Genomic DNA, 20,430 nt, shown 5'->3' with positions numbered 1-20,430 from the left:
AGACCGGGATGGAACAGCAGACGCCAACCATGAAAGACCGGCAGGCCGCGCTTCTCAGCGACGATCCCGGCCGTTTTGAGCCCGCCACCGCGTTTCGCGTCGCCCAGCTGGTTTCGGCGGATGATGGGATTGTCGTCGGCGCTCATGGCGGAACACAGCCGACCCCGCTGGCGATCAGCGGTTTCAACCGCAAACGCGGCCAGGCCGAACTGAAATCCGCCTTCGCGCCCATTGTCGGGCCGCTCGGTTCGCTGCCGCCGGTCTATGGCGAATTGCTGCAGCGGGAAGAGCGCAGTCGCTCCGGCGCGCTGGCAAGCTTCTTCAATCTGTTCGCGGTAAGGTTCAGCGAACTGTTTGTATCCGCGACCGAAAAATACCGCCTCGCAAGGGGATTGCGCTGGTCGGCCGAGCAGCGGGAGAACGGGTTTCGCAAAACCCTGCTTGCACTCACCGGGTTCCGCACAGCCGGTCTGGTGGAAAAGGCAGGCGTGAGCGAAGATGCGCTCCTGCGTTTCAGCGGCCTTCTGGCCGGCCGCAACCGCAATGTTTCGGCCCTGACCTCCATGCTTTGCGAATTCACGGGACTTCCGGTGAATGTCGAGCAGTTTCGTCGGCGATGGGTGGCTTTGCCGCTTCACGAACAAAGCCAGCTCGGGCAGGCATCCGGGCTGAGGCTCGGACAGAACACGACGGCAGGAAGCGCTGTCGAAGATATGAGCGGCGGCTTCCGGATCGTGATCGGTCCCGTCGCCTATGCGGATTATCTGGCCCTGACGCCCGGATCGAAGCGGCTTGCGGAGATATTTTCGCTGACACGCCTGTTCGTCGGAAGCGCCTTGCATTTCGATGTGCAGGTGATCCTGAAAAAGGAGGACATTCCCTTTTGCCGCCTCGGCCAGTCCGATGCCCCCGCCCGCCTCGGCTGGAATAGCTGGGCTCGCGTGGCGCCCGCAGAAAAAGACAGCGCCGATGCTGTAGTGACCGAGCGCGAAGGCTCGGCGATTTCCGCGTGAGGGCATGAACATGAAGCTTGCACTCAAGGACACACGAAATATCGGAGCCGCAAGAGCCAGTCAGTGGAGCTTCGAGCGCGGCCGCCGCGTCATCGGCCGGTCTCGCGATTGCGACTGGCAGATCGATGACGATGAGCGGCGCGTTTCCAAGCTGCACTGCACGCTCAGCCGCGATGGCGAAGGTTTCACGATACTGGACCAGAGCGCGAACGGCACGCTGGTCGATGGCCGCCTGCTTCTGGAAGGCGAAAGCGCGCGTCTCCGCGACGGTTCGCAAATCAACATTGGCGGGCAGGTTTTTCACGTTGCCATCAGCGGCGATGCCGAGCTGGATTTTTCCGATCCCGATGCTTCCCTGCGCATGAGTGACGAGCCGCTGACCATTTCGGCGATACTTGCCGACATCGCCCCGAATGGCCGCTCGGCCGGCGGCGTGTTGGGCAACACCGCCTCCGCCGACGACTGGTCCGAAACATGGCGCGAGGGCACGAAGCGGAAGGCGAAATCCATTTCGCGAAATGTCGAGATCGGCTGGAGCGAGCCGCCCGCGGCGCGTAGAACAGGCACCGTTCTGCCGGATAACTGGGACGAGGAGCCGGTTGCAAGCAGCGAGCACGAACATACCGACGCCCTGAACACGCCGGTGATGATCTCTCGTCCGGTTTCGGCCTCAGGTAACGAGGATTTCGACAGCGTTTTCCCGGAAACGGGTGAAGACCTGACACCAGAGGGTGCATCGGCTGCGGGCGCTTCGACTGCGCAGGAGATCGGCGATCTTCTGACCGTGCTGGAGCAGGAAAGCGCCGACTGTCTGGCCATTCTCGACGTTGAAGGCGAGAGCGCCGGCCACGGTTCGTCAGCCTCCCTGAGCGAACGGATGGAAACGCTCATCCGCCAGCAGCGGCGGCTCGCCGCCTCGCTTGAAACGCTGATCCATGGCTGCACGCAAAAACTCGAGCCGAGGCTTCTCGAAGCCTCTGTCGATGCCGGCAACGATCTTCGTGCCAAAATCGAGCGCCGCGACTGGCAGGGGCTGATCATGAAGACCGACTACTGGTCCACTTACAAAAAGCAATTTGAGGAAAACGGCCGTCCATTGCCGGTCAGGCAGTTCCTGCAGCGGGCAGCGCGCGGTGAGGCTGCGCCCACGCAGGAACCTGACGCGATAAAGGCCCATGCAAAGGGGGTAAACAACCACGATGAGACATGAGAACCGTGTTGCCTGGAGCGAGGGCATGTTTCTTCGCGTTCAGCATTTTCAGCAATCCGACCGCTGGACCGAACGCTTGGTGCGCAACGCCACACGCAACCTCTCGCCTTATCCGTGGGGCATCGCCGAAATCGGCGTTGACCGCAGCGCGTTGTCGATAGGTCAATTCGCCCTGTCGAACCTGCGCGGCGTTCTTCCCGATGGAACGCCCTTCGAAGCGCCTGAAGATGCCGACCTGCCGCCGCCGCTCGATCTCGATGAAAGCGTCAAGAACGCCGTTATCTATCTCGCCCTGCCGGCCCGGCAGCCGGGCAAGGCGGATATGTCCGCCAGCGGCCGCAACGATGCGAACAATGTGCGCTTCACCGCCTCCAGCTATGAGGTCTCCGACACCAATATCGAGACGGATTTCGTGGCGCCCATCGATGTCGGCCGTCTCAGCCTGAAATTCCTCAAAACCGGCGACGATCTCTCCGGTTACGATCTCATCGGTCTTGCAAGGGTCATCGAGGTCCGTTCTGATCGCGCGGTCATTCTGGACCCGGATTTCATTCCTCCGAGCCTGAGCTGCGCGGCGGCACCCCGCCTCAACGAATTGCTGACGGAGCTTCTGGGGATCGTGCGCCACCGCGCCCAGGCAATTGCCGAACGCATCGGCGATCCGACGATCAGGGGAACGGCGGAAGTGGGCGATTATTTCCTGCTGCAAATCCTCAATCGGGCCGATCCGCTGCTGGCGCATCGCTGCGCCAACGCCACGCGCTTTCACCCCATCCGTTTTTACGAAGACTGCATCCAGCTTGCCGGCGAGCTTGCAACCTTCACCACGGACAGAAAGCGGGCGACGGATTTCCCGCCCTATCGGCACGAGGACTTGAAAGCCACCTTCGGGGCGGTTTTCGACGATCTGCGCACATCGCTGTCAGCGGTCCTGGAACAGGCAGCCGTGGCGATCGAACTGGTGGAGCGCCGCCACGGCGTCCGCGTCGGCACCATCCACGATCGCACGCTGCTGCGCGATGCCGGCTTCGTGCTCGCAGTGCGCGCGGATATGGCCGCCGAAGACATTCGCCGCCGTCTGCCGGCACAGATCAAGGTCGGGCCGGTGGAGCGGATTTCTGAACTGGTCAATGTGGCTCTGCCCGGCATTCCCGTGCGCTCCCTGCCGGTCCTGCCGCGGCAATTGCCCTATCGGTCCGGCACCGTCTATTTCGAGATCGACACGCAATCGCCCCTCTGGAAGCAGCTTGAGACCTCCGGCGCGATTGCCCTGCATCTGGCAGGCGAGTTCCCCGGACTTGAGATGGAAATGTGGGCGTTACGCGAATGAGCAAGGAAAACCCCTCCTCCTGGCAGGATTTGCCAACGGTGGTCGAAATCACCGAGGAAAGCCGCCGACGCAACCAGAACGCCCGCAACATGGCGGCGATCCTCGAAGACATTGTCGAGACCGACGCGTCGGCCGGGCAACCGAAGGCACACGCGGCCGCCATGCCGGTCGATCAGCTGCTCTCCGGTTTCCATTTCGGCGGCGGCGATGTGCCGACGCTCGTGCAATCGGCCGCTCCCCTCCTCAACCTCGCGCATCTGCTGCGCTTCAGCGATGCGGAGCCGGATCCCGATCAGCTTCGCCGCGCCTGCATTGAGGCGATCACCCGCTACGAGCGCGATCTCGCTTCCGCCCGCATCAGCCCCGAGCGGGCAAGAGCGGCGCACTATGTCGTCTGCGCCACGGTGGATGATGTCGTTCTGAGCAAACCCTGGGGCGTGCGGGCAGGCTGGGCGCGCTCCGGCCTTGTCTCCACCTTCCACAACGATGTCACCGGCGGCGACCGGGTTTTCGACATTCTCGACCATTTCCACCAGTCGCCCGGCGCCAGCAAGGATCTGCTGCTGCTGATCTATCTCTGCCTGTCGCTGGCTTTCGAAGGGCGCACCCGCGTTTCGCCAAAGGGGGCGCTGGAGCTTTCGCGCATCCGCGACAGCCTCTACAAGACGCTGATTGGCCAATACGGCACCTTCGAACGGGAGCTTTCGCCGCACTGGAAAGGCGTGGAAGCCCGTCATACGCCATTGCGCACGATGGCCGCGCTGTGGACCCTGCTGTCCCTGATGGCGCTTGCCTTTGCGCTTGGTTATCTCTTCTTCACGCTGTCGCTCAACAACGCATCAGATGTCACATTCGAGAGGCTCGCCCATCTCCCACCGATCGAGACGCCGAGCGTGCTGATCGCAAGCCCGCCCCAGCCGCCGGCGCTCGTCGAAACGCCCAAGGTCGTGGAACCGCCGAAGCCGTTGGAACCACGGCAACCCTCCCGGCTTGAAAAGCTGATGGCCTTCCTTCAGCCGGAAGTCGAAAAGAAGCTTGTCACGCTGGCGGATGTAAACGGGCGGCTGCGCATTCGCATCAACAATTCGGGCCTGTTTTCTACCGGCAGCGCCGATGTCAGCCCGCAGTTCCGCGATCTCATCCAGCGTATCGGCGGCGCGCTTGCGGCTGAGAAATTCCGCGCCGTTGTCATCGGCTATACCGATACGGTGCCGATCAAGACGGTGGAATTTCCGTCCAACTGGCACCTTTCCGAAGCCCGCGCCAAGGCCGTCGGGGACATTCTTTCACAATTCACCGGCCCGGAGGCGATCCTGACGGAAGGCCGTGCCGACAGCGACCCGATCGCCGACAACAAAACGGAGGAAGGCCGCCAGATCAACCGCAGAACGGAAATCATGGTCCTGACCAATCCCGATGAAAAACTGAGCGACGCCGGCATTCTCTCGCCGACCATCCAGAACAGTTCGGGACAGCAGTCGCAAGAGGCACAGCCATGAATCCATTGAGCTATTTTTATACGATCCGATCCTATGTCGAGAGCTATGCCGCTCTCATCGGCCGCCGTTTCCTGTCGCTGTTATGGGTGGTCGCGCTCTGCATCGTCATCTGGTTTTACGGCTATCTGGTCGTGCTGGGTGATTTCAAGCCCTTGGGAACGACGCAGGCCCGGCTCATCGCCATCGGCATTGTTCTCGCCATCTGGCTGCTTTATATCTCCGTCACCATTTATCGCGGGCGCAAGCAGGACAAGGACCTTGTCGACAGTATCGAGCGCGAAGCCCTGGCCAACCGCCAGGCCGAGGTCGGCGAGATCCAGATGCGTCTCAAGGAAGCGCTGGCGCTGCTGCGGCGGGTCACGAAAAAGCGTTTCGGTTATATTTACGACCTTCCCTGGTACGTGATCTTTGGCGCACCCGGCTCCGGCAAGACAACGGCGCTCACCAATTCCGGCCTGCAATTTCCGCTTGGCGATGCGCTCGGCGAAAACGCGGTGAAGGGCATTGGCGGCACGCGCAACTGCAACTGGTGGTTCGCCGACGAAGCGATTTTGATCGACACCGCCGGCCGTTACACCACACAGGATGACCTCGATGGCTCATCCAAAGCCGGCTGGGAAGGATTCCTCGGCCTTCTGAGACGCTATCGCCGCTCACAGCCGATCAACGGCGCGCTGGTGACATTGTCCATCCCCGATCTTCTCACCCGCGATCCCGAAGAACAGCGGCAGGAACTGCGCTCCATCCGCCAGCGGCTTTCGGAACTGGATGAATATCTGCACGCCCGCGTTCCGGTCTATATCGTTCTGACCAAGGCCGATCTGCTGCATGGTTTCGTCGAATTCTTCGACGGTTTCAACAAGACCGACCGCCAGCAGGTATGGGGCACGACCTTCAAGCTGGATGAGAGCTATACCGCCGAGGATCTGCCGCAACGCCTGACGGAAGAGTTCGAACTGCTGCAACAGCGGGTCGATGCGATGCTGATCGAGCGCCTGCAGCAGGAGCAGAATGCCGAGACGCGCGGCCGCATCTTCCGCTTCCCCGCCGAACTCGCGCGGCTGAAAGACCGGCTCCATGAGGCTCTGACCGAACTTTGCGCACGGTCCCCGCTGATCGAAGCGCCGCTTTTGCGTGGCGTTTATCTCGCTTCGGGAACGCAGCCGGAAACGGAAAGGTCTCCCGCAGCGCCCCGAACCCGCCGAAGCTACTTCCTGTCGCGGCTTTTCAAGGATGTCATCTTCCCCGAAGCCGCGCTGGTGATGCGCGACAAGCGCCTTTCCGGACGGCAATTGCTGGTGCGACGCATCGCCTATGGTGTTTCGGCCGCAGCAGTCGCCATCGTCTTCACCGGCTGGATTTTCACCTATTTCGCCAATACACAGGCGCTTGCCGAAGCGGATCGCAAACTTGGCGCTTATGAACAACTCGTTCAGGGCATTCCCGTGCGCGATGTTTCAGACGCCGATTTTCTCCGCATCCTTCCCGCGCTCGACAATCTGCGCGATGTCAATTCCGGCTTTGCCCGCGAGAGAGTGTGGAACGTCAGTTTCGGGCTCGATCAGGAAGGCAAGATCGTGGGACGGCAGCGTGACGCCTATCAGCGCGCGCTCAATGCCCTGCTCCTGCCGCGCATGATCGTGCAGCTGCAGAAACAGCTCAAGGATGAAAAGGATGTCACGCGCACCTTCAATTCGCTGAAGCTCTACGGAATGCTGGGCGGCTTGGGTGCGCTGGACCCCGATTTCCTGACCGTGCAGACGCACCAGATGTTTGCCTCCCTCTATCCCGGCGATGGAAGGGCGGCGGCGAGAGAAGCGCTCGACCAGCATGCAAAAGCGCTGGCGGACGGCGTACTCGCCCCGATTGAGCTCGACGCACGGCTCATCGCAACTGCCCGTGAAACCATTCGCAACCAGGCTGTCGGCATGCGCGCCTATGATATTCTCGCCGGTCTTCCGCAGGCGCGGGAATTGATGGAATGGACACCCGCCACGGCCTTCGGCCCGCTGGGAGAGCGCGCCTTCGAGCGGCGCAGCAAAGCGCCGATGGCGGAAGGCATCGAAGGTCTTTTCACGGCGGAGGGATATCGCAGCGTCGTCATTCCGCAGATCGCCCATGCGGCGCGCATCGCACTTTCCGAAGGATGGGTGCGCGGTTCCGATGATGCACTCCGTGGCGCAACCGTCGAGCAGGTGGCGCAGGCCGCGCTGCAAATCTATTTCGACCGTTTCGAGAAAAAATGGGCCGATACGCTAGCCGACCTTCGGGTCAAGCCGTCCCAGACCCTTGGCGACGCGGTGGAAACAACCCGCGCGCTTGCCAATGAACGCAATATCGTGATGGAGGCTGCCAGATCGATCGCGGAGGCGACCGATCTGCGCCCCGGAGCAGACCCCGCCGCCCTCGCCTCCGCCGCTGAAGACGACGCAACATCGGCCGTTCTGGCCGCCACGGTGAACGCAGCCGATCCCTATGCGAGACTGCGGGACATGCTGGCGGCGAAGGGCGCTGCCACAACGGGCGAGCAGGCCAATGGCGGCAAGGCCGGAGGTTCGCCATCGGAACAGTTGCTCGCGCATTTCAAGATGTTGAACGAGCAGCTTGCCCGTTCGGCAACCACCTCCGATGAAGTCGCCAAGGTGTTCGACGTGGATAGTCAACTCACCAAGGCCAATCAGGATCTGTTGCAGCAGGCCCGTGAATTGCCGGCGCCCCTCGATGTGTGGGTGGCGGGTGTGGCGGCTGATGTCGGCTCGCTTGCGGTCAAATCCGCCCGCAGCCGCATTGCCGAACTCTGGGCGGCCGATGCGGCATCCCTTTGCTCTTCCATCGTGACCGGGCGTTATCCTTTCGACAGGTCATCTTCCCGCGATGTCGCCATCGCGGATTTCACCCGTCTCTTTGGGCCGACCGGTGTTTTCCAGTCCTTCTTCAAACAGCGAATGGAAGCCTTTGTCGACAAGACGACCAACCCCTGGAGCTGGAAAGGCACCTTCGGCGCCGCGGGCATTCCAAGTAGCGCCGTTGCCCAGTTCGAAAATGCCGACAAGATTTCGCGCGCCTTTTTCCCGAACGGCAGCGAGACGCCGGCGGTGTCTATCAATGTCAAACCCGTTTCGCTCACCAATGCCTCCAGCGCGGTGATGCTGGAAATCGAAGGCGAGCGGGTGGTTTATTATCACGGCCCCATTCAGGCGAAATCGATCACCTGGCCCTCGCGCGAAAACACGGCGAGCCTGTCGCGCATCGCTTTCCAGCCGGGCGGCTGGCAGCAGGCGAAAACCGAAAACGGCGACTGGTCGCCATTCCGGCTGTTCGACGGCGCCGACATCGAAAACCAGTCGGGCGATCTGCTGCGGGTGCGATTTGCAAATGGCGGGCAGGCTGCCGAATTCGATATTCAGTTCGGCTCAGTTCTCAACCCGTTCAGGCTGGAAGCCATCGCCGGCTTTGCCTGCCCCGCGCAATTTTAGCGGCGGGGCAGCGCACCGTTTTTTTAAGGAGGGGATCTATGATGAAAACAACGATGAAAAGCAACGCGGTCAATAACGACTGATGGCCAATCAGGCATCGAGGCCCGCCGAAACCGCGGCGGAAAGCGACCGTATCGGCTTCTTCGGCAAGGTCCCCAGCCATGGCGACTTCATCTCCGATGGGCTTGAACGGGAGCTGATCGGGACATTTGACGACTGGATGCGATCCGGCCTGCACGCCTGCGCGGACACCTTCTCGAGCCGATGGCCCGAAATATTTGCGTCATCGCCGCCCATACGCTTTATCATCGAAAACGGCATATGGGGAAACTGCGCCTATGCCGGCGTGCTGGTGCCCAGTGCAGACCGGGTGGGGCGCAAATATCCGCTTGCCATCATCGCGCAGCTCAATAGCTTCCGGAAACACCCGAGAACGCTCTATCTAGACGATACCTGGTTCATGGCCGCCGAGGCGCTGGCCGAAACATCCATGACGGGCGATTTCGACATGTCCCGGTTTAATACCTCCGTCAAGAAACTGCGCCTGCCGAAACCACGGGAAGACGATGATGATGCGGCGGACATGGTGCGTGGCCGCGTACCGACGAGCCTCTGGTGGCGCATCGATCCCGTCAGCCGCCGCGCCCGCGGCCTCAAATTCGACGGCAAACCGAAAGCTTCCGATTTCTTGCGCCTCTTCAGCGACATGGCAGGCAAGGGCGATGAGGACGGCTCGACACACGTACAGGCGCAGGAAAGTGCGAAACACAAAACTCCGCCCGTGATGACGTCCGCGCCCGCACCGCCAACCGAACAGCCGTCATCGGTGATCTACAGCTATGCCACGCACCCGGGAACACGGCTTTCCCTGAACGCGGATTCGCTCTTCGTTTCCCAGACCCCTGCCCTCTTCGCCATAGCAGATGGACAGGGCGATACGCACAGCGCCGTGGAAGCAGCACGTCTGGCCACAAATACTCTTGCCGAGACACCCGATGCCGAAAGCCCCGGGGTGATGGCGCAGCAGATCAGGGGAAAGCTCGGCACCGTCAACAGCCTGCTTCTTTCCCGACAAGCCCTGGGCGCCGACGGCAGGCCGATGGCGAGCGTCATCATTGCCTCCATTATCGGCCGCAGACTGAGCGTCCTGTGGTCGGGCGATGCGCGCGCCTATCTCCTGAAAAACGGAACCATGCATCAGCTTTCGCGCGATCACGTCGTTGTCGGCATGAAAAGGCAGCTCGCGCAATGTGTCGGCCTTTCCCAGCAGTTCCGCCCGGATATCGTCGGGGAAGACTGGGGGGCGCAGGACAGGCTGCTCCTGTGCAGCTATCCGCTGGTACAAATCCTGAGGGAGCGAGCCATTGCCGAGATTGTCGGCGACACTGCGATCAAGGATTGCGCCAGCGCCCTGATCCAGGAAGCGTTGATCGAGGACGCACGCGAGAATGTCAGCGCCATCGTGATTGGAAACCGGCTTGAGTAAGGGTAAACAAACGGGCGACGGGCCTGCCTATCCGCAGGTTGCCGAGCGCTTTTCCGATCTATGGCAAAGCATTCGCCATGACGGCATGCGGGAAAGGCCTGCCGAAGAACAGAAAGACCTGATCGATCAGGTCAGAAATGCGCTGGACCGGAAAATCTCGTATTTTTCCGATGCGAAACCCGGCTGGATCGCCGACAGTTTTGCCCTTGAACGGATTGCCTACGAAAGCGAAAACACGCTGCTGCTGCAGGTGCGGCACCGTGATCTCGCCTCCCTTCATGCCCTGAAAACCACGCCGCCGGCGTTGAGAAACGACGCGGCGCTGCTGCAAAGATTACGCGAGGAGGCGCAGCTCGGCCTGACATTGCGCCATCCGTTTCTGGTGGAAACATCGGCGCTGCTGAGACTGGCCGATGGCCGGCCGGGCCTGTTGCAGCCATGGTTTCCGCAATCATTGGCATCGCTTGCATCGCAGCCGCCGGTTACCGCGCCGCAGGCGATCGCAATCCTTCGCCGGCTCCTGGAAGGGCTGAGCGCCATGCATGCACGGGGGTACGTCCACTGCGATGTCACGCCAGCCAATATTCTGCTGGAGGATGGCGATTTCGAAAGGGGCAGGCTTGGCGATTTCGGCATTGCTTTGGAAATCGGCCAAAAACACGCGGACCGGGGCATGCGCTTTGCCGCCTCGCACGAATTTGCAGCACCGGAACGGATGCGGGACGCAACCGCAAAGCCGGATCAGGATATATTCTCCGTGGGGCGGCTTGCCCGGCGGCTTATCGCGACGGGCGAGGTGCGAACAACGCAAAGGCTGACGGATTTTGCGGACGCCTGTTGTCAAGGCGAACCCGCGTCGCGTCCGCAATCGGCGATGGAAGCGCTACAGCTTTTGTAGCGCTTAATTGGTCAGTTGCCGCCGCCGGGAAGCGGTGCTGCGGCCGTCGGCACGCTCTTCTGGAACACGGTCAGGAGCTTGGCCGAATCCACCAGCGGCGCGTTGCTGGCATAGAGCACATCGCCCTTCTGCATCTGGAAGAGCTGCATGAGGGCAATGCTGGAAGCATCGCGCATATTGACGTGATAAATCACCGGCCGCACGGTCGTGGCCGTCGCAACCGGGCCTTTCGCGCCCGATGCAGCTGCCGACGGCACCTGAATGATCTCGTTGCGGAAAACATAGACATTGCGTGCGTCCGCACGGTCATCAAGCAACCCGCCGGCGCGGCCGACAGCCTGCGCCAGCGTGAGTTTTCCGGCTTCGAACTGGAATTCGCCGGCGCTCTTGAAAGCGCCGAGCGCGGTGTAGCTCGCCGCATCGCCATCGATCATGATCTGATCGTCCGGCGACAGGCGGATATTCTGGCGGTCTTCCCGCATGACGCGGTCAAGCGGCGCGCTCGCCCTGTGCGAGCCGCGAACGACGGTAACCGTGGCAGCGCCCGGAGCGACGGTCGGGCCGCCAGCCTGATTGAGCGCATCGAGCACCCGCTCCTGACGGGCGGTAAGCATTATTTTTCCGGGGTTTTTCACCGCACCGCTCAGCATGACGGCGCTCGTCGGCTTGTCGACGACAGTGACGACGGCCTGCGGGTTCACGGCTGATCCCTTGAGCCCGGCGACGACCTGCGATTGCAGCCCCTCGGGTGTCGAATCCACCACCCTCTGTTTGCCTACGAAGGGGATATTCACCGATCCGCTCTGGTCCACCGTAAAGCGTCCGAGATTGAGCGTCTTGCTTTGCGTCGGGGAGAAAAGCCCGTCTTCGCCGGTATCCAGCACGGTGATGTCGATCACGTCGCCGCGACGCAATCTCTGGGCGTTGTAGCCGGTGTTGCGAAGCGCTGTGAGGCCGGGGCCGGAAGCATTCTGCAGGCTTCCGGCGGAAACCGTAGCCGCCGGCGCATTCGCGAGCTCGATGACTGGGATTTTTTCGTTGGTTCGAGGAAAAGTCGCAGATCGGATATTGCCTGCGGTCGGTCCGTCAGATGGCTTTGCACATGCGCTCAAAAGAGCCACCAGCAAAACCGCCCCCAACTTTTTCATCCCTCATCCCCTTGATGATTCAACCTGACGCAGAGATAACATCCAGCCACGTCATCGCAACAACTTTAGCGGTTGCAATTTAGCGAAAACTTGTCTTCCAGAGAAAAGGTGTGACCATTCCGCAACCTTTTCGAAACCGCCTGCCGCAAACCCCAACAATGTACCGATGAGAAATCACCAGACCTCACCGGCTGACGCCGGCCAGCGCCATTCGATGGAACGGTTTTGCGTTGGAGGAGTTTGTTTTCTGCAAACCACGACAGGAGCAAGAACAATGGATCACACCAATCACGTCCGCCTGGTTGAAACCGAATTGACGCCGTCCGTTCTTGAAGGCGCCACCGTTTATGGTGCAGACGATCACAAGGTCGGCAAGGTCGATCATGTTCACGGCGTCGGGGCAGGCAGCACCGCCATCATCGATGTCGGCGGCTTTCTTGGTATCGGCGCAAAGCCCGTCGCAGTACCGCTTAGCGATCTTGATTTCATGCGGGATGAGGACGGCGATGTCCACGCGGTCACGTCATGGACCAAGGACCAGCTGAAGGACATGCCAGAACATCGTCATTAATAGCATTGTCATTCATTAAGAGGAGCGCCCGGCGGTTTGTCGGGCGTTCTTTCATTGTCGGGCAGGCGTTTGCACGTCAGACTTCCCCGCGCACATCAAACGGCGAGGAAACCGCCGTCAACAGGCAATACGGCGCCGGAAATCATCTTGCTGTCATCGGAAAGCAACAGCGCGATGCTCTGCGCCACCTCTTCTGCTTCCGCAAAGCGGTTGAGCGGATGACGAACCATCATCGGCTGGCTCTTTGCGGGGTCGTTCCAGGCTTCCGCTGCGAGTTCAGTCAGCGTAATGGTTGGGGCGACGGCGTTGACGCGAATACCGTGGGGGCCGAGCTCCTTGGCGAGAACGCGCGTTGCGCCCTCTAGACCTGCCTTGGAGGCCGCATAACACAGGTGATCCTGAAAACCGCGATGACCGGCGATTGAGGTGATGTTGACGATGGCGCCGCCGCCGCCATTTGCGATGCGGGCGCGGGCAAATTCCTGGCAGGTGACGAGGGCCGCACGCAAGTTAATGCCCAGCACGGCTTCATAACCCGCATCGCTCATGTTGAGCACGCTTTCCAGCACGTTGATGCCGGCGCTGTTGATGAGGAAATCGCAGGGCCCAGCCTCCGCCATCGCAGCGCGGGTGGCGGCGACATCGGCAAGATCAACGCGGATCGCACGTCCGCCGATTTCGCTTTTCAGGCTGTCGAGATCGGACTGCGTGCGGCTGATCGCCACCACGTCCGCACCGCGGGCGGCCATCAGTTGCGCGCAGGCACGGCCGATGCCTTTTCCTGCGCCGGTGATGATGACGGATTTTCCGGAAAACTGCATGGAATCCTCTTTATTTCTTGCGGCCATGACGGCCGGATGATGTGAGTTCTTGGAGCCGCTCAGGAATGACTGGAGGCGCGAATGGCGCGGGCAGCGCTCTGGAGCGCCAGGAACGCGTCGTAACGCACCTGATGAACCTTTTGAAAATCAGGATCGGGCGTTGCGCAGCTTACAATCCGCGACATCGCCGGCATGGCGGCAATGAGGTCGGGATAGGTTCCAGCGGCAACGGCGCCCAGCATGGCCGAGCCGAGAAGCACCGGCTCTTCGCATTCGGTCAGTTCAACGGGAAGCCCCGTCGCATCGGCCAGCAACTGCCGGGCAAGCGGATGAGCGCCTGCCCCGCCGCTGACGCTGATGGTTTCCACCGGCGCGCCGTTGCGGGCCTGCGTTTCGATGATCTGGCGAAGCCCGTAACCGAGGCCGAGAAGACCCGCCACATAAAGCGCCACGAGGGAATCCACGCCCGTCTCCATGCCGTAACCGGCGATGACGGCGCGTGCATGGGGATCGGCAAACGGCGCGCGGTTACCGAGAAATTCCGGCACCACGTGAAAATCCTCGGTGATCTTTGCAGCAGCGGAAGCGGATGCGGCAAGATTGAGCGCCCGGTCAGCGAGCCATACCGGCAAGGCTTTGCCTTCCTTGTCGGCAAGCGCGTTCGCCTCTGCATAGGCCGGGTGCAGTTGCACGAGATAATCGATGGCAGCGCCGGCAGCGGACTGGCCGCCTTCATTCAGCCAGGCGCCCGGAACCATGGCTGAATAATAGGGTCCCCAGACGCCGGGCACGAAGGCGGGTTCGGTGGTGGTCGTCATCGTGCAGGACGAAGTGCCGAAAACATAACCGAGGCATCGCGACGCATCGCCGCCCGCAGCCACCGTGCCGACGCCGCCGGCATGGGCGTCGATCAGACCTGCCGCAACGGCTGTGCCCGCAACCAGACCCATGGCTTTTGCCGCGTCTTCCGTCAAACCGTTACCCAGCGCCGTGCCGGGATGGACGACGCTTTGACCGATGCGGCGAAAACCCTGCTCGGCGAGATCGCCAAGCCCGATACCGGTGAAATACTCCGCATCCCAGCGCTTTTCGTGGGCGAGATAAGTCCACTTGCAAGTTACCGTGCAGGCGGAACGATCAAGCGCGCCGGACGCCTTCCATGTCAGAAAGTCCGTGAGGTCGAAAAAATGCTCGGCACGGGCATAGATATCCGGCCGGTTTTCGCTGAGCCACAGCAGCTTGGGCGTCTGCATTTCCGGGGAGATGCGGCCGCCGACATATTTGAGGACCGCATGTTTGCCGGCATTGATGCGTTCAGCCTGCTCGACGGCGCGGTGATCCATCCAGACGATGATATCGCGCTCGGGATGATCGGGTGCGCCCACCGGCAGGATCTCATCTTCCGGTCCACGCACCACCAGCGAGCAGGTGGCATCGAAACCGATGCCGGCGACCTCGGCCGGATCGATACCGGCGCGGGAAACACTTTCCCGGACGCTGTCGCAAACGGCCTGCCATACTTCGTCACTCGATTGTTCGGCAATGCCGCCATCCTCGCGATGCATGCCGATCGGGCGTTTGGCGGTGGCGAGAAGCTTGCCCGCGACATCAAAGACACCGGCCCGCGCCGAGCCGGTCCCGACATCGACGCCAACAAGATAGGAAGCCATTTGCGATACTCCTCGGAGCGGATCATCCGGTGCTTGAACAGGTTGAAGCGGCGGCACCGGTTCCGATTTCCCCGCCGCTCCTGAAGTCTTAGACGCGGTCGAAGTTGGTCGGCAAGACCAGCATATCGCGGATGGTGACGGTACGTTTGCGCGTCAGCATATAAACGACGGCATCGGCCACTTCGCTCGCATCGATAAGGCTACCGGATTCCTTGGCCTTGCGAAGATTTTCCTCCGGCCAGTCCGCCAGAAGTGCGGAAACGACCGGGCCGGGAGAGACCTGCGCGACGCGCACGCCGTGCGGAATCATCTGGCGACGCATGCCCTGCACGAAGCTGGTGATCGCCCATTTCGAGCCAGAATAGACCGGCTCCCAGTAGGTTGGGAAATGACCGGCGATCGAGCAGGTGACGACGATATCGCCGGTCTTGCGCTCCGACATATGCGGCACGACGGCATGAACATTCTTCATGACCGCGTTGACGTTGAGATTCAGCATCTTGTCGATGGCTTCGGGCGTCGTTTCGGTGAGATCGCCGCCGATATAGGTGCCGGCGTTGCAATAGAGAATATCGATATGATCGACCTTCTTGAGGATCTCAGGGATCATCGCGTTGCAGCTGCCGGCGTCCAGCAGGTTCGTCACCTGCGGGATGGCGCGCTCGCCGAGCTTGGCGGCCAGATCATTCAAGGCTTTCTCGTTCCAGTCGACCATGACCACGGTTGCGCCCTGTTCCAACAGCGCTTCGGTGGTGGCAAGCCCGATGCCGGATGCGGCGCCGGTGATGACCGCGATCTTGCCTTGCAGCGATTCAGACATTTAATTCTCCTGCGTTTATGAAGATGTTTCCGGGCCGGCTCAGCGCCATTCGCGCCCGATATAGATGGCCAGCAGAATGATGCCGCCCTTGATGACATCCTGCAGATAGGGGTTGATGCCCATCAGGTTGAGGCCGTTATTGAGAATGCCGAGCAGCACCGCGCCGATGAGCGTGCCGAGGATGAGGCCCCTGCCGCCGGCAATCGCCGTGCCGCCGAGAACGACGGCCGCGATGGCGTCCAGTTCGAAGCCGACACCGGCATTGGGCTGACCGCTCATCAGGCGGCCGGTGAGGATGAGGGCGGCAAAAGCGGCCGTCACACCGGAGATGCCATAGACGGCAAGCTTGACGCGCTGGGTCTTCACACCTGAAAGACGGGCGGCCAGTTCGTTACCACCAAGTGCATAGACGTGGCGACCAAAGGCCGTACGCTGCAACAGCAACCACGCCACCGCATAAATCACCACCATGATGATGACGGGCACCGGAACGATGCCGACACGGCCGACGCCGAACCAGGAAATCCAGCTCGGAATGCCGCTGACCGGGTAACCGCCGGAATAGATGAGGCCGAGGCCGCGCGCCATGCCCATGGTGGCGAGCGTGACGATGATGGCCGGCATCTTGCCCCAGGCGACCAGCGCCCCGTTGAAGATGCCGATACCAAGCCCGATAAAGAGGCCAGCCGGCAGGGCAACCGCGGGAGACAGGCCGGTATTCACCATCAGGCCAGCCGACAGCGTGCCGACCAGCGCCATGACAGCACCGACCGAAAGATCGATGCCGCCGGTGAGGATGACGAAGGTCATGCCGACGGCGAGAATGCCGACGACGGAAACCTGCCGCAGCACGTTCATGATGTTGTTAACGCTGAAGAAATTGTCGCTCGCGAGCCCCATGAGGATTGAGACGACAATCAGGCCCGCCAGCGGCAGGGCGAGCGGCGAACGCAGCATGGCGCCAAGACTGAAGCCGCCCGTTTTCGCGGCGGTGCCGGTGTTTGCATCAAGCGACATGTTCAACTCTCCCGGTGGTGGCGTTTGTCATTATTGTTTCTGAATTGATGTCTGCGCCTTCGACGGTGGCGACGATGCCGCCGGAACGGAAGACGCAGACCCGGTCGGACATGCCGATCACTTCCGGCAGCTCCGAGGAGATCATGATGATCGAATGGCCCCTGGCGGCAAATTCGCGCATCAGCGAATAGATTTCCGCCTTTGCGCCGACATCGATGCCGCGTGTCGGCTCGTCGAAGATCAAGACGCGCATGTCATGGTTCAGCCAGCGGGCAATCACGATCTTCTGCTGGTTGCCGCCGGACAGCGTGTCGACGCGGGCGTACGGCCCCTGCGCCTTGACCTGCACCTGCGCCATGGCCTTCGTCGTGTGCTCCAGTTCCTTTTTGAGATCGAGGAACCAGTGGGCCTTGCGGTATTTGCGATAGTTGTTCAGCGAAATATTCTGGAGGATGGAGAAGCTGGTAATCAGCCCCTCCTCCTTGCGGCTTTCCGGCAGCAGGCCGATGCCGCGCATCAGCGCCTCATCAGGGCCGGAAAAGCGCGTGTCCACACCGTCGACCCTGATCTTGCGGCGCGAGGCGGAATGTGCCCCGAGCATGGCGAGAACGGTTTCCGTGCGGCCCGAGCCAACGAGCCCGGCAAAGCCGAGGATCTCACCCTTGCGCAAAGCAAAGCGCGAGACGGGACCGCCCTTCTTCAATTGCAGCTCTTCGACTTCGATCACCTTTGCGGCGGCGGGATCAAGTTGCGGTTTGGGCGGAAAGCTGGCTTCGATGCGCCGACCGACCATCATCTCCACCAGGCGGTCATTGTCGACTTCCGAGGTCAGGCAGGAGCCAATCAACTCGCCATCGCGCAGAACGGTGATGCGGTCGCAGATCTCGAATATTTCCTCGAGGTGGTGCGAAATGAAGATGATCGCCACACCCTGACGGCGCAACTCGCGCATGACCGTGAATAGATGCTCCGTCTCGGAAGGCGTCAGTGTGGCGGTCGGCTCGTCGAGCACGAGAATGCGGGCATCGAGCGACAGTGCCTTGGCGATCTCGACAAATTGTTGCTGGGCAACGGAGAGGCGATGCACCGGCACGTCAAGCGGAACATCAACCGCCAGCCGGCTCATGATCTCCGCGGCGCGCTTGCGCATCGCGCCCTTGTTCAAAAAGCGCAGCGGCCCGCGGATTTCGCGGGCAAGAAACATGTTTTCCACGGCGTTGAGATAGGGGATCAGGCTGAATTCCTGAAAAACGATGCCGACGCCGGCGGCAATCGCCTCATCATAATTGGCGAAGCGGCGATCCTTGCCATCAATGCGGATCGTCCCTTCCGAGGGCTGCAGAATGCCGCACAGGATTTTCATCAGCGTCGACTTGCCTGCGCCGTTTTCGCCCAGAAGCGCATGCACCTCGCCGGCGCGCGCCTCAAGGTCGACGCCACGCAGGACTTCGATCTTGCCAAAGCTTTTTCTTATTCCATTCAGTTCCAGCATTTCACCCTCCTCAATGGTCGGGACTGCCCCGCCCCCGCATGAAGCGGGGACGGGACGTGGGAGGCGTTCTTACCAGCTGAACTCGCCGGCGTTCTTGCTGTCGACGACCATGACGTCGATCGGTACTTCCTTCGGCACAACGCGAGCACCCCACTTCTGGGCGAGCGCCATGGCAAGGCCGACACGGACCTGGTCACGCGGGAACTGCGCGGTGGTTTCGATGAACGGACCACCGTCTGCAATTGCCTTCACCGCTTCCGGGGCGCCGTCGACCGAGGTCAACTTGATGTCCTTGCCGGAACCCTGGATAGCAGCCAACGCTCCCATGGCACCGCCGTCATTCACCGAGAAGATGCCGGCGAGGTTCGGGCGCGACTGGATCATGTTTTCGACGACGCCGAGAGCAACGGAGCGGTCCTGACGGCCGTTCTGCGTGTCGACGAGCTTGATCTCGGGGAATTCCGCGAGAGCAGCCTTGCAGCCTTCGACGCGCTGCAGGATCGGAACGACCGGGATACCGTCGAGGATGGCAACCTCACCCTTGCCGTTCAACGACGTACCGAGATATTTGCACGACTGATAGCCAGCATCACGGTTCTTGGAACCGACAAAGGTATCGACCGGGCCGTTGGCGTTGGCGTCGACAGCAACAACGATCACGCCGGCAGCTTTCGCGGCGTGTACGGCGGCTTCGATGCCGGCGCTGTCGGTTGGGTTCAGAAGCAGAATGTCGATCTTCTGCTGAAGCATGTCTTCAACGTCGGAAATCTGCTTTGCCACATCGTGGCCGGCGTCGGTGACCACGACGTCAGCGCCGATACTGGCGGCAGCTTCCTTCAAGGCTTCCTGCATCGATACGAAATAGGGATTGTTCAGTTCCTGGAAGGTCATGCCGATCTTCAGCTTTTCCTGCGCCAGCGCCGGAGCGGCCATCATTGCAATTGCGGCTGTCGCCATCAGAAACTTGGATTTCATTTTCATCTCACTCTTCCTCCCGTTTGGAAAGTTGGGGCAACAGGTGCCCGTTTCCGGACAGACCTCTGCCCGAATTCTTGGAAATCGGCGATGTGTCGCTGGTTTACTCCGCCATCACAGCTGCCTTCTGGGCCGCAAAAATGGTTCGGAACCTCGACGGCGACATTCCCTTCAATTTCAGGAAATGCCGGTTGAAATTGGAAAGGTTGGAAAAGCCCACATCGTAGCAGACCTCCGCCACTTTCACGTCCTGATCCGCCAAAAGCATCTGGCAGGCAAGATCGATGCGCAACTGATTGCGATAGCGCACCAGCGTCGTTCCCGTATGGCGCTTGAAGGCGCGGGAAAAGGCGCTCGGGCTCTGGCCCACCATGTCGGCGAGATCGATTTCCTCAACCTGTTCCGTCAGATGTTCGCGCAGATGCGAGAGTGCACGGTTGATGCCGCTATCGCCTATACCGGTCAGATCGAGCTCGTAACTCAGGCTCGCCAGCACTTCTGAAGACGGCGCGTTGACCAGGAGATCGAGAATTTCCCAGAAGAGCGCCAGACGGGTCAGGCCCTGCGCCTCGATAAGCCTAAGGATGAGCGGGCGAACGCGGTCGCTCGTCTCGTCGTCAAACAGGATACCGCGACGGCTACGATCAAGGAGGCCGCGCACGACCTCCATTTCCGACATGGAGGCGCAGGCATCTTCGATAAAGCTCTCCGGAAACTGGATCACGAGAGAGCGTGTCGGCACGATTTCGTCCGGCTCGATCTCGCTGATCCAGTTCTGGGGGAGATTGGGGCCGGTCATGATGAGCTGACCGGGGCCGAAGCGGCCGACGAAGTCACCAATATAAAAGGTGCCTGACGTCGCCACGACCAGATGAATTTCGTATTCGGGATGATAGTGCCAGCGCACGGTACGGAACGGATAGCCATGCCGCCAGGCAGCGAAAGATTCGCCCTTGCGGATGTGCACCAGTTCCAGATCGGGCTGCATCATAGTTCCTCCCATC

At 61.2% G+C, this 20,430-nt stretch carries 16 protein-coding genes; 8 read left to right on the top strand and 8 right to left on the bottom strand.

Annotated features, from left to right (window positions below):
• Positions 1–8 precede the first annotated feature (8 nt).
• From tssG to O9X91_RS18135, 7 genes are all read left to right on the top strand, one after another.
• The gene (tssG, locus tag O9X91_RS18165; protein WP_142913262.1) at positions 9–1,013 is read left to right on the top strand and encodes a type VI secretion system baseplate subunit TssG; all 1,005 of its coding nucleotides are present in this window, start codon (positions 9–11) and stop codon (positions 1,011–1,013) included.
• 4 nt (positions 1,014–1,017) lie between these two features.
• Positions 1,018–2,223 carry a type VI secretion system-associated FHA domain protein gene (locus tag O9X91_RS18160; RefSeq protein ID WP_162520526.1) on the top strand — a complete coding sequence of 402 codons (1,206 nt, stop codon included), beginning with the start codon at positions 1,018–1,020 and terminating at the stop codon, positions 2,221–2,223.
• Positions 2,213–3,553, top strand: a complete 1,341-nt coding sequence (gene tssK, locus O9X91_RS18155; RefSeq protein WP_142913266.1) for a type VI secretion system baseplate subunit TssK — start codon at positions 2,213–2,215, stop codon at positions 3,551–3,553. The genes O9X91_RS18160 and tssK overlap by 11 nt, the downstream gene beginning before the upstream one ends.
• Positions 3,550–5,052: a type VI secretion system protein TssL, long form gene (gene tssL / locus O9X91_RS18150; protein WP_269834005.1), complete on the top strand. Its 1,503-nt coding sequence runs from the start codon at positions 3,550–3,552 to the stop codon at positions 5,050–5,052. Before tssK ends, tssL begins: the two co-directional genes overlap by 4 nt.
• A complete protein-coding gene (tssM, locus tag O9X91_RS18145; protein ID WP_269834006.1) occupies positions 5,049–8,528 on the top strand; it encodes a type VI secretion system membrane subunit TssM in 3,480 nt (1,159 codons plus the stop codon). Before tssL ends, tssM begins: the two co-directional genes overlap by 4 nt.
• Positions 8,529–8,610: 82 nt before the next feature.
• A complete protein-coding gene (tagF, locus tag O9X91_RS18140; protein WP_269834007.1) occupies positions 8,611–10,014 on the top strand; it encodes a type VI secretion system-associated protein TagF in 1,404 nt (467 codons plus the stop codon).
• Positions 10,007–10,912, top strand: coding sequence for a protein kinase domain-containing protein (locus tag O9X91_RS18135; RefSeq protein ID WP_269834008.1), 906 nt, complete (start codon positions 10,007–10,009; stop codon positions 10,910–10,912). Before tagF ends, O9X91_RS18135 begins: the two co-directional genes overlap by 8 nt.
• An 11-nt stretch (positions 10,913–10,923) precedes the next feature.
• Here O9X91_RS18135 and O9X91_RS18130 read toward each other — a convergent pair whose 3' ends face one another.
• Entirely contained in the window at positions 10,924–12,060 is a 1,137-nt protein-coding gene (locus O9X91_RS18130; RefSeq protein ID WP_077983134.1) for a polysaccharide biosynthesis/export family protein, read from the bottom strand.
• A 274-nt stretch (positions 12,061–12,334) separates the two neighbouring features.
• Between O9X91_RS18130 and O9X91_RS18125 the strand changes: the two genes are divergently transcribed.
• Positions 12,335–12,631 (top strand): PRC-barrel domain-containing protein, encoded by a 297-nt coding sequence (locus tag O9X91_RS18125; RefSeq protein ID WP_003522015.1) that lies wholly within the window; start codon positions 12,335–12,337, stop codon positions 12,629–12,631.
• Positions 12,632–12,726: 95 nt separating this feature from the next.
• Here the strand turns inward: O9X91_RS18125 and O9X91_RS18120 are convergent, their stop codons facing one another.
• The 7 genes from O9X91_RS18120 to O9X91_RS18090 all read right to left on the bottom strand — a co-directional run bounded on the left by O9X91_RS18120 (position 12,727) and on the right by O9X91_RS18090 (position 20,414).
• Complete coding sequence (locus O9X91_RS18120) at positions 12,727–13,452, bottom strand: SDR family oxidoreductase (protein WP_173991466.1); 726 nt, start codon at positions 13,450–13,452, stop codon at positions 12,727–12,729.
• A 59-nt stretch (positions 13,453–13,511) separates the two neighbouring features.
• Positions 13,512–15,122: an FGGY-family carbohydrate kinase gene (locus tag O9X91_RS18115; protein WP_269834009.1), complete on the bottom strand. Its 1,611-nt coding sequence runs from the start codon at positions 15,120–15,122 to the stop codon at positions 13,512–13,514.
• 88 nt (positions 15,123–15,210) lie between these two features.
• Positions 15,211–15,942: an SDR family oxidoreductase gene (locus tag O9X91_RS18110; protein WP_269834010.1), complete on the bottom strand. Its 732-nt coding sequence runs from the start codon at positions 15,940–15,942 to the stop codon at positions 15,211–15,213.
• Between the two features lie 39 nt (positions 15,943–15,981).
• Positions 15,982–16,959 carry an ABC transporter permease gene (locus tag O9X91_RS18105; protein ID WP_269834011.1) on the bottom strand — a complete coding sequence of 326 codons (978 nt, stop codon included), beginning with the start codon at positions 16,957–16,959 and terminating at the stop codon, positions 15,982–15,984.
• Positions 16,949–18,451 (bottom strand): sugar ABC transporter ATP-binding protein, encoded by a 1,503-nt coding sequence (locus tag O9X91_RS18100; RefSeq protein WP_269834012.1) that lies wholly within the window; start codon positions 18,449–18,451, stop codon positions 16,949–16,951. Before O9X91_RS18100 ends, O9X91_RS18105 begins: the two co-directional genes overlap by 11 nt.
• Positions 18,452–18,520: 69 nt before the next feature.
• Positions 18,521–19,432: an ABC transporter substrate-binding protein gene (locus tag O9X91_RS18095; protein ID WP_077983139.1), complete on the bottom strand. Its 912-nt coding sequence runs from the start codon at positions 19,430–19,432 to the stop codon at positions 18,521–18,523.
• A gap of 97 nt (positions 19,433–19,529) precedes the next feature.
• Positions 19,530–20,414: an AraC family transcriptional regulator gene (locus tag O9X91_RS18090; RefSeq protein ID WP_077983140.1), complete on the bottom strand. Its 885-nt coding sequence runs from the start codon at positions 20,412–20,414 to the stop codon at positions 19,530–19,532.
• Between the last annotated feature and the right edge of the window lie 16 nt (positions 20,415–20,430).

The organism is Agrobacterium salinitolerans (assembly GCF_027498475.1).
In the GTDB taxonomy this organism is placed as follows: domain Bacteria; phylum Pseudomonadota; class Alphaproteobacteria; order Rhizobiales; family Rhizobiaceae; genus Agrobacterium; species Agrobacterium salinitolerans.
This window is presented reverse-complemented; position numbering and strand designations above follow the sequence as displayed.